Annotated in this window: 12 protein-coding genes and 1 pseudogene; 2 read left to right on the top strand and 11 right to left on the bottom strand. The window is 67.4% G+C overall.

Features of this window, described 5'->3' with window-relative positions:
- Positions 1-2: 2 nt before the first annotated feature.
- From trbL to ACU4E7_RS11240, 8 genes and pseudogenes are all read right to left on the bottom strand, one after another.
- On the bottom strand, positions 3-1355 hold the full coding sequence (gene trbL, locus ACU4E7_RS11205; RefSeq protein ID WP_447021571.1) for a P-type conjugative transfer protein TrbL: 1353 nt from the start codon (positions 1353-1355) through the stop codon (positions 3-5).
- A gap of 1 nt (position 1356) precedes the next feature.
- The gene (trbK-alt, locus tag ACU4E7_RS11210) at positions 1357-1635 is read right to left on the bottom strand and encodes a putative entry exclusion protein TrbK-alt (protein ID WP_447021572.1); all 279 of its coding nucleotides are present in this window, start codon (positions 1633-1635) and stop codon (positions 1357-1359) included.
- A gap of 9 nt (positions 1636-1644) precedes the next feature.
- Positions 1645-2409 (bottom strand): P-type conjugative transfer protein TrbJ, encoded by a 765-nt coding sequence (gene trbJ, locus ACU4E7_RS11215; RefSeq protein ID WP_447021573.1) that lies wholly within the window; start codon positions 2407-2409, stop codon positions 1645-1647.
- Entirely contained in the window at positions 2406-4856 is a 2451-nt protein-coding gene (gene trbE / locus ACU4E7_RS11220) for a conjugal transfer protein TrbE (RefSeq protein ID WP_447021574.1), read from the bottom strand. The genes trbJ and trbE overlap by 4 nt, the downstream gene beginning before the upstream one ends.
- A 9-nt stretch (positions 4857-4865) precedes the next feature.
- On the bottom strand, positions 4866-5147 hold the full coding sequence (locus ACU4E7_RS11225; protein ID WP_394020791.1) for a VirB3 family type IV secretion system protein: 282 nt from the start codon (positions 5145-5147) through the stop codon (positions 4866-4868).
- Positions 5147-5476, bottom strand: coding sequence for a TrbC/VirB2 family protein (locus tag ACU4E7_RS11230; protein WP_447018888.1), 330 nt, complete (start codon positions 5474-5476; stop codon positions 5147-5149). The genes ACU4E7_RS11225 and ACU4E7_RS11230 overlap by 1 nt, the downstream gene beginning before the upstream one ends.
- A complete protein-coding gene (gene trbB / locus ACU4E7_RS11235; RefSeq protein WP_447018889.1) occupies positions 5476-6459 on the bottom strand; it encodes a P-type conjugative transfer ATPase TrbB in 984 nt (327 codons plus the stop codon). The genes ACU4E7_RS11230 and trbB overlap by 1 nt, the downstream gene beginning before the upstream one ends.
- Before the next feature lie 225 nt (positions 6460-6684).
- A pseudogene (locus tag ACU4E7_RS11240) lies at positions 6685-7389 on the bottom strand (DUF1214 domain-containing protein); the annotation flags it as partial.
- 68 nt (positions 7390-7457) lie between these two features.
- Between ACU4E7_RS11240 and ACU4E7_RS11245 the strand changes: the two are divergent.
- A protein-coding gene (locus ACU4E7_RS11245) for an IS3 family transposase (RefSeq protein ID WP_447018890.1) occupies positions 7458-8605 on the top strand; the annotation gives its coding sequence in 2 pieces (ribosomal slippage) (positions 7458-7722 and positions 7722-8605; 1149 coding nt in all).
- Positions 8577-9290, top strand: coding sequence for a helix-turn-helix domain-containing protein (locus ACU4E7_RS11250; protein WP_447018891.1), 714 nt, complete (start codon positions 8577-8579; stop codon positions 9288-9290). Before ACU4E7_RS11245 ends, ACU4E7_RS11250 begins: the two co-directional genes overlap by 29 nt.
- A gap of 163 nt (positions 9291-9453) precedes the next feature.
- Here ACU4E7_RS11250 and ACU4E7_RS11255 read toward each other — a convergent pair whose 3' ends face one another.
- The 3 genes from ACU4E7_RS11255 to ACU4E7_RS11265 are packed head-to-tail and all read right to left on the bottom strand — an operon-like array spanning position 9454 to position 13685.
- Complete coding sequence (locus tag ACU4E7_RS11255) at positions 9454-9891, bottom strand: ribbon-helix-helix protein, CopG family (RefSeq protein WP_447018892.1); 438 nt, start codon at positions 9889-9891, stop codon at positions 9454-9456.
- 10 nt (positions 9892-9901) lie between these two features.
- A complete protein-coding gene (locus tag ACU4E7_RS11260) occupies positions 9902-11890 on the bottom strand; it encodes a conjugal transfer protein TraG (RefSeq protein ID WP_447018893.1) in 1989 nt (662 codons plus the stop codon).
- A 31-nt stretch (positions 11891-11921) separates the two neighbouring features.
- Entirely contained in the window at positions 11922-13685 is a 1764-nt protein-coding gene (locus tag ACU4E7_RS11265; protein WP_447018894.1) for a relaxase/mobilization nuclease domain-containing protein, read from the bottom strand.
- Between the last annotated feature and the right edge of the window lie 153 nt (positions 13686-13838).

The following is a 13838-nucleotide window of genomic DNA, read 5'->3' on the forward strand; positions in this document are numbered from 1 at the left end:
GATCAGTCGCCCTCGGACAGGTTGACGGAATGCCCGCCGCCGTGACTGTCGCCGGAGCGCACGGCGTGGGCAGCGGTCTGGACGCCGTGGCTCATCTGCTGGGCGCGTTTCATACGCTTTGCCCAGCCGGGCGGGCCCTCGCGACCGGAGCCGGAAGCGGAAGCTCCCTCGTTGATTGCTCCTGTGCCGCTTATGGTGGAGCCGCCGCCGGCGGGTTCCGACACGGCGCTGGCGCCGGCGGCATAGCTGGCGCGGAGCGAGTCTGCCGCACGGACGACCGCGCGCTTCAGTGGAGAGGCCGCGGCCCGCCCGCCCGCGGCCGCGACGCCCCCGAGACCGGAGGCGACCCCGGCGGCCCCGGTCTTGCTGCCGGCACCCTGGCTGTAGGCGGCCGACGCGCCACCGGCGAGCGCTGCTCCACCACGAGCGGCCGCAGCGGTGCCCGACAGTGCCGCCATGCCGCCGCGCAGGGCCATGCCACCCGCGGCGCCGGCAGCCATCATCGCACCCCCTGCGGCAAGGCCGGTGCCGACCGCGGCGCCGGCGCTGAGCTGCGGGCCACCGCTCACGAGGCCATTGGCGATGCCGGGACCGAAGATGCCGAGGCCCAGCAGGGACAGCGCAGCGAGGACGATGGCCATGGCCTGGTCGATGGTGGGCGTCGTGCCACCAAACCCGGCGGTGAACTCGGAGAACAGCGTCGAGCCGATGCCGATGATGACGGCGAGCACCAGGACCTTGATGCCGGAGGAGATGACGTTGCCCAGGACCCGTTCCGCCATGAAGGCGCTTTTCCCGAACAGGCCGAACGGGATCAGCACGAACCCCGCCAGGGTGGAGAGCTTGAACTCCACCAGCGTCACGAACATCTGGACGGCGAGGATGAAGAAGGCGAGGAGCACCAGGGCCCAGGCCAGCAGCATGACGGCGATCTGGATGAAGTTCTCGAAGAAGGAGATCCATCCCATCAAATCGGAGATGGATTCCAGCAGCGGGCGCGCGGCATCGAGCCCGGTCTGCGCCACCCGCCCGGGGCGCAGGAGGTCGGCGGTGCTGAACCCCGTTCCCGACGCCTTGAGGCCGAGCCCGGCGAAGCTCTCGAAGATGATCCGGGCGAGGCTGTTCCAGTTGGAGATCAGATAGGCGAAGACGCCGACGAAGAGCGTCTTCTTGACGAGGCGGGCGATGATGTCGTCATCCGCGCCCCAGGACCAGAACAAGGCGGCCAGCGTCACGTCGATGACGATGAGGGTCGTGGCGATGAACGCCACCTCGCCACCGAGCAGGCCGAAGCCGGAATCGATGTAGCGGGTGAAGACCTCAAGGAAATGGTCGATGACGCCGGTGCCGCCCATGTCAGCGTGCCTCCTGCGGGTTGCTCGGCTTCGACACCAGGAAGCGGGCGCGGTTCTGCGCCCAGGCATTGAGGCAGCTGGGATCGCGCCCGCCGGCCTCGCCGAGGCGGGCGCAGCGGTGCAGGTCCTCGCTCAGCGGATCCGGCTCCGCCCTTCCGGGCGGTCCGGCAAGGTGTGGGGCCGGCTCTTCCCCTTTCCGGGTCATCTCGATCGCCGTGGCCGTGATCGCCAGGGCGACGAAGACCACGGCGCCGAGGCGGACCAGCATGCTGGTGTCCATGGCGTTGGCTCAATTGTTGAACATGCGCGCGTTGCCGGGCTGGTAGCCCGTGCCCGGCGTCAGGAAGCGCCGGCGCTGCTCGCGGCCCTGGTCGGCCGCGGCCGCGCGCTCGGCCTCGGTCAGGGCCCGGGCCCGCCCATTGGCCGCAAGAAGCGCGGTGAGGTCCGTGAGCTGCTGGGCCTGCAGCGCGAGGAGCTGGTTGCCGGCCTGGGTCGCCTGCAGGGCGCCGGTCGCGCCCTGACTCTGGCCAACGAGAGCCGACATCTGGGTCCGGTTGGTGTCGATGTTGCCGACGACGCCGGCCTGGACGCGCATGGCATCCTGAAGTCCTGCCACCGAGGTCTGCCAGCGCTCCTTGGCCTGGGCGACGAGCTGTTGGTCGGAGGCGGTCAGCGAAGCGTTGCCATAGGTGGTCTGGAACGCCCGATCCACGCTCTGGACGTCGTAGGCGATGCGCTGCGCCTGGTTCAGGAGCTGCTGGGTCCGTTGGATCGACTGCTGGACCTGCTGGAGCGAGGAGAATGGCAGGCTCGCGAGGTTGCGGGCCTGATTGAGCAGCATCTGCGCCTGGTTCTGCAGGCTGGTGATCTGGTTCTGGACCTGCTGGAGGGCGCGGGCCGCCTGAAGCAGGTTCTGCGCGTAGTTGCTGGGGTCGTAGACCACGTATTGCGCCGTGGCGGGTTCGATCAGCATGGGGGCAAAAGCACCGGCGCCCGTGAGAAGCACAGCGCTGATGTGCAGGGCGCGCGACGGGGAAAGGACAGGACGGCTCATGGCAGGGCCTCCGGATCGGGAGCGAGGTTGACGAGATCGGGGATGAGGTCGGCGGCCCAGGCGAGGCCGCGGGCGGCGAGCCATTCATCAAGGAAGCGGCCAGGCTCAGAGCGGGCCTCCACCTCGGTGATGAGGGCCTGGTCGGATTTCGAGGAGGCCCCGCACAAAGCGAGCGCGATCTCGGACAGGCCAAGCTCGAACAGGCGGTTGCCGCGCCGCGACTGGCAGTAATAGTCCCGCTTCGGAGTCGCCCGGGCGATCAGCTCGATCTGCCGGTCGTTCAACCCGAAGCGACGGTAGATGGCGGCGATCTGCGGCTCGACGGCCCGGTCGTTGGGCAACAGGAGCCGGGTATGGCAGCTGTCGATGATCTCCGCCGCGATCCGGCTCTTCTCGATCTGGGCGAGGGACTGGGTGGCGAAGATGACGGATGCATTCTTCTTGCGCAGGGTGACCAGCCATTCGGTCAGCTGCTTCGAGAAGCCGGGATCGCTGAGCGCCAGCCAGCCCTCGTCGACGATGATGAGGGTGGGCCGGCCGTCGAGGCGATGGGTGATGCGGTGGAAGAGATAGGCCAGCACCGGGGCCGCGGCTCCGGTCTCGATGAGGCCCTCGGTCTCGTAGACCTGGACCGCGGCATCGCCGAGCTCTTCGCTCTCGGCATCCAGCAGCCGGCCATAGGGACCGCCCACGCAATAGGGCTGAAGGGCCTGCTTCAGCGGGTTGGACTGGAGAAGAACGGCGAGGCCTGTGAGGGTCCTCTCGCCGGCTGGCGCCGAGGCGAGCGAGGTCAGGGCCGACCAGAGGTGCTCTTTGACCTCGGGCGTGATCTCGATGTTCTCGCGCAGCAGGATCGACACCACCCAGTCGGCGGCCCAGGCGCGCTCGGGAACATCCTCGATGCGGGCGAGCGGCTGCAGCGACACGGACAGGGTGGAGCCGCCAGTCAGGCGGCCGCCGAGGTCGTGCCAGTTGCCGCGCATGGCCAGCGCTGCCGCCCGGATCGAGCCGCCGAAGTCGAACGCGAACACCTGGGAACGCGCGTAGCGTCGGAACTGCAACGCCATCAGCGCGAGCAGCACGGACTTGCCGCTGCCCGTGGGGCCGACCACCAGCGTGTGGCCCACATCTCCCACGTGAAGAGAAAACCGGAACGGGGTCGAGCCTGCGGCCTTGCCGAACAGCAAGGGGGGAGCGCCGAAGTGCTCGTCCCGTCCCGGCCCCGCCCACACGGCGCTGAGGGGGATCATGTGGGCGAGATTGAGGGTCGAGACCGGGGGCTGACGGACATTGCCGTAGAGGTGTCCGGGCAAGGTGCCGAGCCAGGCATCGACCGCATTGATGGTTTCGGTGATGGTGGTGAAGTCGCGACCCTGGAGCACCTTCTCCACGGCGCGGAGCTTCTCGTCGGCGGCGCGGGGATCTTCGTCCCAGACCGTCACGGTGGCGGTGACAAACGCGATGCCGGCGAAATCCGCGCCGAGCTCCTGCAGCGCGAGGTCGGCATCCATGGCCTTGTTGTCGGCATCGCTGTCGACCAGGACCGACGCCTCGTTGGTGAGCACCTCTTTCAGGATCGCGGCGATGCTCTTGCGCTTGGCGAACCACTGCCGCCGGATCTTGGTCAGCAGCCGGGTGGCATCGGTCTTGTCGAGCAGGATCGCCCGCGTCGACCACCGATAGGGGAAAGCGAGCTGGTTCAGCTCGTCGAGGATGCCAGGCGTGGTGGCGCTGGGAAAGCCGACGATGGTGAGGATGCGCAGATGAGCCGTGCCCAGCATCGGCGCGAGCCCGCCGGTCAGCGGTTCGTCGGCGAGGAGCGCATCGAGATACATGGGCGTCTCGGGCACACGGACGCGATGGCGTTTGGTCGAGACGCAGGAATGCAGGTAGGTCAGGGTCTCCCCGTCGTCGAGCCATCGGCACTCCGGCATGGTGCCTTCGAGCAGTTGGAGGACGCGATCCGTCCGATCGATGAACGACCGCAGGACGTCATGGGGATCGACGCCGGCCTGCTCCCGGCCCTCATAGAGCCAGCTCTCGGTGCGGGCGGCGTCGTCCGCCGGCGGCAGGAAGGCGAAGGTGAGGACATAGCTCGACTCGAAATGGCGGCCGGCCTCCTCGAAATCGGCCTTGCGCTCGGCATCCACGAGCGCCGCGGCGGCATCCGAGAACACGCTTGAGGGATAGGCGCCAGCAGGATGGCGCTGCGCCTCGACGAAGATGGACCAGCCGGAGCCGAGGCGCCGGAATGCGTTGTTGAGGCGGCTGGCGAAGGCGATGAGCTCGGCGGGCACCGCGCTGTCGAGGTCCGGCCCGCGGAACCGGGCGAAGCGTTGAAATGATCCGTCCTTGTTGAGGACGACGCCGTCACCCACCAGCGCCGCCCAGGGCAGGTAGTCGGCGAGGCGCGCGGCGGTGCGGCGATATTCGGCGAGGTTCATCATGGGCGTCGCTCACACCGACAGGTGGCTGGAGATGCGCAGGTGGCGCCGGGTGACCTCGACGAACATCGGGTCGCGCCGGGCGGCCCACACCGCCGCGAAATGACCGATTGCTCCAAGCGCGACGCCGACAAGCCAGAGGCGCAGGCCGAGGCCGAGGGCCGCCGCCAGCGTGCCGTTAAGAATCGCGATGCTGCGTGGGGCGCCGCCGAGCAGGATGGGCTCGGTCAGCGCGCGATGGACCGGGACGCAATAGCCCGGCAGCTCGGCGGAGGGATCGGTCAGGGAGGTCATCAGATGGTAACCCCGCCGCCGAAGCTGAAGAACGACAGGAAGAAAGAGCTGGCGGCGAAGGCGATCGACAGGCCGAAGACGATCTGGATGAGCCGCCGGAAGCCACCCGAGGTATCTCCGAACGCCAGTGTCAGACCCGTCGTGATGATGATGATCACCGCGATGATCTTGGCGACGGGTCCCTCCACCGAGGTCAGGATCTGCTGCAGCGGCTGCTCCCACGGCATGGAGGAACCGGAGGCATGCGCAGCGGGCGCCAGCATGGTACTGGCGAGGACACCCAGGGTGGTCGAACCAAGGTGACGAAGACGGCGGACACGCTGGATCATCAGATTTCTCCGGTCTGGTGGGAGGCTTCGGCAGGGGTGACGAGATAGTCGCCGGTTGGCCCGAGCCCCTCGACGCGGGCGAGCTCAGCAAGGCGCCGAGCCGAGCCACGCCCAGTGAGCACCGCGACGAGGTCGATGGTCTCGGCGATCAGGGCGCGTGGCACCGTGACTACGGCCTCCTGGATCAGTTGCTCGAGGCGGCGCAGGGCGCCGATGGCGCTGCCCGCATGGATGGTGCCGATGCCGCCGGGGTGGCCGGTGCCCCAGCACTTGACGAGATCCAGCGCCTCGCTGCCGCGCACCTCGCCGATCGGCACACGGTCGGGACGCAGCCGCAGGGACGAGCGGACGAGGTCGGAAAGGGTGGCGACACCATCCTTGGTGCGCAGCGCCACCAGGTTGGGCATCAGGCATTGAAGCTCGCGGGTGTCCTCGATGAGCACGACACGATCGGAGCCCTTGGCCACCTCGGCGAGGAGCGCGTTGGCGAGCGTGGTCTTGCCCGTTGAAGTCCCGCCGGCCACGAGGATGTTGCGGCGCTCGGCGACGGCGCGGCGCAACACGCCGGCCTGCGCCGCGGTCATGATCTGTTCGGCAACATATACGTCGAGGTTGAACACGCCGGAGGCCGGCTTGCGGATGGCGAAGGCAGGCCCCGTCGTGATGGGCGGCAGCAGGCCCTCGAACCGCTCCCCGGTCTCCGGCAGCTCAGCGGAGACACGCGGCGCGTTCGCATGGACCTCAGCCCCCACATGGTGGGCGACGAGACGGACGATGCGCTCGCCATCGGCGAACGAGAGCCGCTCCCCCGTGTCGGCGAGGCCCTCGGACAGACGGTCGACCCAGAGGCACCCGTCCGGATTGAGCATGACCTCGACCACGGCGCTGTCTTCCAGGAAGCGCGCAATGGCCGGCCCGAGCGCGGTGCGCAGCATGCGCGCGCCGCGTTGGCTCGCCTCGGAATTGCGATGTGTGGCTCCCATCCCGTCCCCCGCCTCGGTAGGGGACGCCATCTGCAATCCCCGGATCGGGGATGATTAAGAGAGCCAGAAATCAGGCCGGCTCAACACATTTCCGGCGTCGTAGGGCTGTGGCGTGCAAAGACAGGAGGACGGCGAAAATGAGGGTGCTGGTCTGTTCAGGCCCGCAGCGGCTCCCAACGGCGGCAATCAAGCTGGCTCGCGTGCCGCCGTCTGCTTGTTATCCGATCACTCGACCGGTTCGATTTCGCTTGGACGCCAGCTCTTGTCGAAGAACGACGGGAGCGGGCTGTAGAGGCGAAGGATCGTGAACCAGCCTTTCTTGGGATCGGTCTGGATCCAGTTGCCGCGCGCGACGCCCTTCGGCTGGGTGGGGCCGAAATAAACCATGGTGGAACCATCGCTGGCCGCTTCCGCCGCTGGCGAGGGGTAGCTCTGGCTGCCGGCGCGCGGGTATTTCTGCGGGGTTTGCAGCATCGAGCGCGTCTGGTTGTCGTAGAGCGTGAAAGACCAGAATGCCGCTGCCGGAATATCCTTGGGCAAGATGACCCTGTAGGTCTTCGCGCCGTCGAAGGGGGTTCCATCGGCATCAAGGAAACCCATCAGATACTGCGAGCCGACACCGGGGATGCGCATGATCATGCCCGGCGAGTCCAGCGTGTAGCGGTAGTAGAAGGCCGCGCGGGAATCGAGGGTTCTGGCCCCGGTCGGCGGCAGCGGCTTGAACATGCCGGCTTCGAACACCGGCGGAGGCGTCTCGAAGAAGGCCCCGCCCTCCCACAGCATGTTGCCCCAGTGCGAGCCCTCGTAATAGGCCCATTCCGGATGCTTCATCGCGAAGCGCCAGTTGAGCGCCCGGCCCGTCGCCTGTCCGACCGCAGCGGCGTCGGAGAGGATCTTCTTCATCCGCTCGTCCGGCTTGAATGCCTTGCCATGTGGCCTGCCCCCTGAAAAGTGGTCCTCCGTGAAGTAGGCTTTTTGAGCCTTTGGAGGATGGCGCGATGGCGCAGAAGAAGCACAAGCCGGAAGAGATCGTCGCGAAGCTTCGGCAGATCGACGTTTTGGTGTCGCAGGGGCGTCCGGTTGCGGAGGCGATCCGGGCCATCGGGGTGACAGCATTCACCTATTATCGCTGGCGCAAGGAGTTCGGCGGATTGAGGAGCGACCAGGTGAAGCGGCTGAAGGATCTGGAGAAGGAGAACGAACGGCTGCGTAAGGCGGTTTCGGACCTGACGCTGGAGAAGTTGGTCCTGAAGGAAGCCGCGTCGGGAAACTTCTAAGCCCCTCCCGTCGCCGTCGCTGCATCGCGCACGTCGTGGCCAAGCTCGGCGTATCGGAGCGGCTCGCGTGCCGGGTTCTGGGGCAGCATCGATCCACGCAGCGCAAGATGCCGATGGGCCGTTCCGATGAGGCGGAATTGACCGCCGACATCATCGAACTCGCCACCCGATACGGTCGCTATGGCTATCGGCGGATCACGGCATTGCTGCAGGCGTCCGGCTGGGCGGTGAACGTGAAGCGGGTCGAGCGGATCTGGCGGCGGGAAGGGCTCAAAGTGCCGTGCAAGCAGCCGAAGAAGGGGCGCCTGTGGTTCAACGACGGGTCCTGCCTGCGGCTGCGGCCGGAGCATCCCAACCACGTGTGGTCCTATGACTTCGTCGAGGATCGCACCCACAACGGGCGGAAGTTCCGCATGCTGAACGTGATCGACGAGTTCACGCGGGAGTGCCTGGCCATCCGCATTGACCGCAAGCTGAACTCGACCGCGGTCATCGACGTGCTGACGGACCTGTTCGTGCTGCGGGGCGTGCCCAGCCATATCCGTTCCGACAATCGCCCGGAGTTCATCGCTAAGGCGGTGCGGGACTGGATCACGGCAGTCGGGGCCAGGACAGCCTTCATCGCGCCCGGCTCGCCGTGGGAGAATGGCTATTGCGAGAGCTTCAACTCCAAGCTCAGGGATGAACTGCTCGACGGCGAGATCTTCTACAGCCTGGCCGAGGCGAGGATCGTCATCGAGGGCTGGCGCCAGCACTACAACACCGAGCGGCCGCACTCAGCGCTCGGCTACAAGCCTCCGGCACCGGCCGTCATCGTGCCGCCGGTGCCGCCAACATCAAATGCGGCCAACAGGCCCACAATGCATTAGACTCAAGCCGGACCACTCAATAGGGGCACGCCACGGCGAAGTCCGATATAGTTACGCATCTTCCCTGGCCGGCGCCAAAGAATACGCCGCTGTGGCCAGCGCCGCAGCCGGTGAGCTGCTCAGTCTCTTCAGGGCATATTTGCCCGAGAGCTGGCGACCCTTGCGCATTGAGCTCGACATCGAAACTCCGCGCCAGGCGGCTCTTTTCGAGGACGTGTTTCAGTGCCCGGTGCTTTTCAACGCGCCAGCGGTGACGGTCGTTGCCGAACAACGCCACCTGATGGCGGGCTCCAAGCGCACATCGCGGCCAATCGTGACCTTGGAGGATGTGGCGTGGGACCGGCCTGGTGGCGCTCCGAAGAGCCTGCTCGGCGTGGCCGTCGAGCAGATCCGTACCCAGGTTCTCGCCGGCGACGTGGCGATCGACGATATCGCCCGATCGATAGACACCAGCGTTCGAACATTGCAGCGAGAGTTGCACAATGCTGGAACTGACTTTCGTCGCCTCACGACTGCGGTCAGAGTTCAGCGCGCCACCGAGCTGTTGCACCACACGAGCGGGTCGGTGACCGATATTTCGGCAGAGTTGGGATATTCCTCTTCCGCCAATTTCGCTCGTGCTTTTCGAAAGGCGACTGGCCTTGCGCCGCGCGAATTTCGCGCGAAGAAGCAGCCTGGCGGATGAAAGCCTGGAGCGCATAGGCGCGATCTGAAGCCGATATTCTGCATGGCTGAGAGCTGGTTTCCGGAACCGGGAATGCTCAACGAGAATGCCGGCTTTGTAACGGGGCACCTGCTATCCGGTTCTGATGCAAAGGGCGAACATAGGTCCTGAAAAGGCCTGAGCATCAACTATCTTCTCCCTCTTGCGTGGGCTTTGCAGGGGACCCGACATCATCCGGGATATCATGCAGGAAGCTCTGCCCCTTCTGCAGCCGTTTGCCGAGCGTCTCGATGAAGCCCTCGTAACGCTCCCGCCCCTTGATCTGGGCGGCGGCCTGGGCATCGTGCGGCAATGGCGGGGTGATGGTGAGCCAGAAGCGGATGTAGAGCGAGAGCGCATCGGCGGTGACGCGCACGTCGCGCTCAATCCGCTGGACCTGCCGCGACAGGCGGTCGAGGCGGCGGGTGAAGGCCGCCTCCCGCTGGTCGGCCGCGTCAGGCGACAGGAAGGAGGCAACCGCCGCCTCGACGATGGCCGAACGGGGGAGCCTCTTGCGGTCGGCAAGCTCATTGATGCGGCCGATCATCTCCACCGGCAAGGTCAGGTTCAGCCGGTTGCGCATGGGAAATCTCCTAGAGGTCGATGCCGTCATGGGGGTCGAGCGCGGCCTGCCGGGCGACGCCGCGCATCTGCTGGCGCAGCACGCGGGCCTGCTGGGCCGTGTCGTCCGGCCCATCGTCGAGGACGATGGCGAACTCGTCCGCCGGCCGCGGCGCGGTGGACTCGCTGGCGATGGCCACATGTTCCGGCAACTCGGGCTCCCGGCGCAGGCCGCTGTTGGCCTTGTCCTCGGCCTTCTCGATCTCGGCTACCAGCGCCGCGTCGGGCCTGATGGGTGCCAGCGCTGACCAGCTGTCGGTGCGGGATGTACGCGGAATCCTGCCAAGATCAGGCGGCGATAGGACACGTTCGGTGAAGCGCTGGTCCTCGAAGTAGCGCGCCTTCTTCGCCCGGACCGGCGGTGCCGCAGCCACCATGACGATCTCGTCGGAGGGTGGCAGCTGCATGATCTCGCCGGGGGTAAGCAACGGGCGCGCCGTCTCCTGCCGGGAGACCATCAGGTGCCCGAGCCACGGGCTGAGGCGGTGGCCGGCATAGTTGCGCATGGCGCGCATCTCGGTGGCGGTGCCGAGGGCATCGGAGATGCGCTTCGCCGTCCTCTCGTCATTGGCCGCGAACGACACGCGGACATGGCAGTTGTCGAGGATGGAGTTGTTGGCCCCATAGGCCTTCTCGATCTGGTTGAGGGACTGGGCGATGAGGAAGCTCTTGATGCCGTAGCCAGCCATGAAGGCGAGGGCTGACTCGAAGAAGTCCAGCCGCCCCAAAGCGGGGAACTCGTCGAGCATCATCAGGACGCGATGGCGCCGGTCCCTGGCCTGGAGGTCCTCGGTCAGGCGCCGGCCGATCTGGTTCAGGACGAGACGGATGAGCGGCTTGGTGCGGCTGATGTCGCTGGGCGGAACGACCAGATAGAGCGAGACCGGCCGTTCGTCGGCGATGAGATCGGCGATCCGCCAATCACAGCGCCGCGTGACCTCGGCGACCACGGGGTCGCGGTAGAGGCCGAGGAAGCTCATGGCGGTGCTCAGCACGCCTGAGCGTTCATTGTCCGACTTGTTCAGCAACTCCCGCGCGGTCGAAGCCACCACGGGATGCGGCCCCGCCTCGCCGAGATGCGGGGTCGTCATCATGGCCCGGAGCGCGGTCTCGATGGGTCGGCGTGGATCGGAGAGGAAGCCCGCCACCCCGGCGAGGGTCTTGTCCTGCTCGGCGTAGAGCACGTGCAGGATCGTCCCGACCAGGAGCGAGTGGCTGGTCTTCTCCCAGTGGTTCCTCTTGTCCAGGGAGCCTTCCGGGTCGACCAGCACGTCGGCGACGTTCTGCACGTCGCGCACTTCCCATTCACCCTGGCGGATCTCCAGCAGGGGATTGTAGGCCGAGGAGGCGGGATTGGTGGGATCGAACAGCAGGACGCGGCCGTGCCGGGCCCGGAAGCCGGCGGTGAGCTGCCAGTTCTCTCCCTTGATGTCGTGGACGATGCAGCTGCCGGGCCAGGTCAGGAGCGTGGGCACGACGAGGCCCACGCCCTTGCCGCTCCGCGTCGGGGCGAAGCACAGCACGTGCTCGGGGCCATCATGGCGCAGATAGTCCCGGCCGAGCCGGCCGAGCACCACGCCGTCGGGACCGATGAGGCCGGCCGCCTTCACCTCGTGCGGCTCGGCCCAGCGCGCCGAACCATAAGTGGCGACGGCCTTTGCCTCGCGCGCCCGCCACACCGACATGGCGATGGCGGCGGCGATGGCGATGAAGCCGCCGGACGCGGCGATGAGGGCCCCCTTGCCGAGGATCTCGGGGGCATAGGCGTCATAGGAGAACCACCAGGCAAAGAAGGCGGGCGGGACGTAGACTGGCATGCCGACAAGATGGAACCACGGCGGCCCCAGCTGGGCCTGGAAGCCGAGCTGCCAGGCGACATACTGGGTCGCGCCCCAGGTCGTGGCGAGCACGATCAGGAAGACGACGATGATCTGACCCCACAGGATCCTGGTGGCGGACATGAGAGCGCCCCTTTGTGAGCATGGGTGGCAGCTAGAGCCCGAGGTCGCGCTTTCGACCGAGGCTCCACTCGATGCCGCCGCCGTCCTTCGCGGTGCCGGTGACATGCTGGCCGAGCCTCTTCTCGATCTCCCGCGACCATGGGACGAGCTGGAAGCCGAGGCCGTCATCGATCATGGCGTACCGGCCCGAGGCCAAGGTCAGGCGCTGGCGGTAGATGCCGGAGACATGCTCTCCCGCAGCGGTCTTCACCTGCGGCAGGCCGGTCTCGGCGGCGATCCCCGCGCCGACGGTGTCGAGCTCGCGCCGACGCAGGGTGGCGAGGAGATCCCGCTGGAGGATGATGCGCGGGCCCTGCCGGCGGGCGAGCCCTTCCGCGACGAGGTGCTCGGCTCGCGCCTGCATCGCCTCGCGCGCCTCGCGGCCGAAGCCGCCCATGGCCAGCGCCAGGGGCTCGCGCTCGACGAGGCGGTGATCGAGCCAGGTGGCCCCTCGCGCGGAGACCTGGCGGGCGAGGTCGAAGTCGGAGCGGGTGGCGAGCACCAGGGTCGGATGGGTGTCGTCAGCACCGCCAAAGCGGCGGACCTCGACGATGCCGCCGAGGGGCGGCGCATGCGCGAAGGCCTCCACGCCGGGGAAGCGGACATGGTGGGCGCGACCATCCAGGCCGTCGATCACGGCATAGGCCTCGCCGGTCAGCTCGTTGTGCAGCCCCTTGTTCACCAGCCGGCCGATGATGGGAGAGGATGTGTCCAGGCCGTCGATCACATAGTCGGCGACGCCGCGCTCCTCGCCCCGTTCGATAAAGGCCCGGTGCATGGTCTTGATGATGTCGCCGCGCAGGCCGAGGTCGCGCAGGTGCCGCTCGGCCTCGAGCCCCACCATCCACTCGCCGGGGCTCGCGGGAGCGGCGAGCCCCATCTTCTCCAGATGCTGCAGCCGGCCGATCATCAGCCGCCGGATCTCGGGATCGGCGGGGCCAGTTGTCTGCGGCCTGAGGTCGAGATAGCCCACATCGTCCGCGGCAAACCGGATCTCGCAGTCGAGCCGGGTCCAGCGCTCGGCGGTGATCTCCGTCTCAAGCGCGTGCCGGATCTCGTGCTCGGGCCTGGGGCCGAGCTCGAGGGAGACGAGGTCCTCCGCCCGGGAGCGCAGGCCTTGGCTGATATAGTCCCGGGAGATGACGAGGTCGGCGCCGGTCTCGTCCACCCCGCGCACCAGCAGGTGGACATGGGGGTTGTCGGTGTTCCAATGATCCACCGCGACCCAGCCGAGGCGGCTGCCGAGATCGGTCTCCATCTGCTGCACGAGATCGCGGGTGAAGGCCTTGAGGTCGGTCATCTCGCCGGCGTCCTCCGGCGAGATGATGAAGCGGAAATGGTGCCGGTCGTCCTCGCACCGTCCGGTGAAGGCGAGGTCGTCGGCACGATCAGAGACGGCGTCGAACATCACGCCCTTTTCCCCGTCCCGGCTCACCCCCTCACGCTTGAGATAGGCGAGGTGCGTGGACAGCGGTGCCGAGCGGAAGGACCGCCCCTTGTGGCGCACGACCCGGGCCTTCACCACGACCCGGCGGTCCGGACTGAACAGGCGCGAACGGCTGAAGCTGCCGCGACCCCGGCCGAAGGTCGAGCGGCCGTAACCGGAGCGGCCCGCCCCGCCCGGTGAGGCGCTCGATGTGTGGCCAGCCTTCTGGGCGGCCCGCAGGACCTGGTTGATGAAGCTCTTCGGGCGCGGCGCGCGGGTTGAGCGGATGCGGCCGGGCCGGATGCGGATGTCGCTGTCGCCCTCGCTCACGGCAGGCCCCTCGGCGGTGCCAAGAAAGGCTCGTGCATGCGGGAAGCTTGTAATCCCTCATGAAAACCGGGCAGCATGCCCGCGACCGGCCGGCATGCACGGAAAAGCGCGAGCCACGTCAGTGGCTTGGCGCGATACGGGCATGGGCTTTTA

This window comes from Xanthobacter sp. ZOL 2024 (assembly GCF_052932325.1).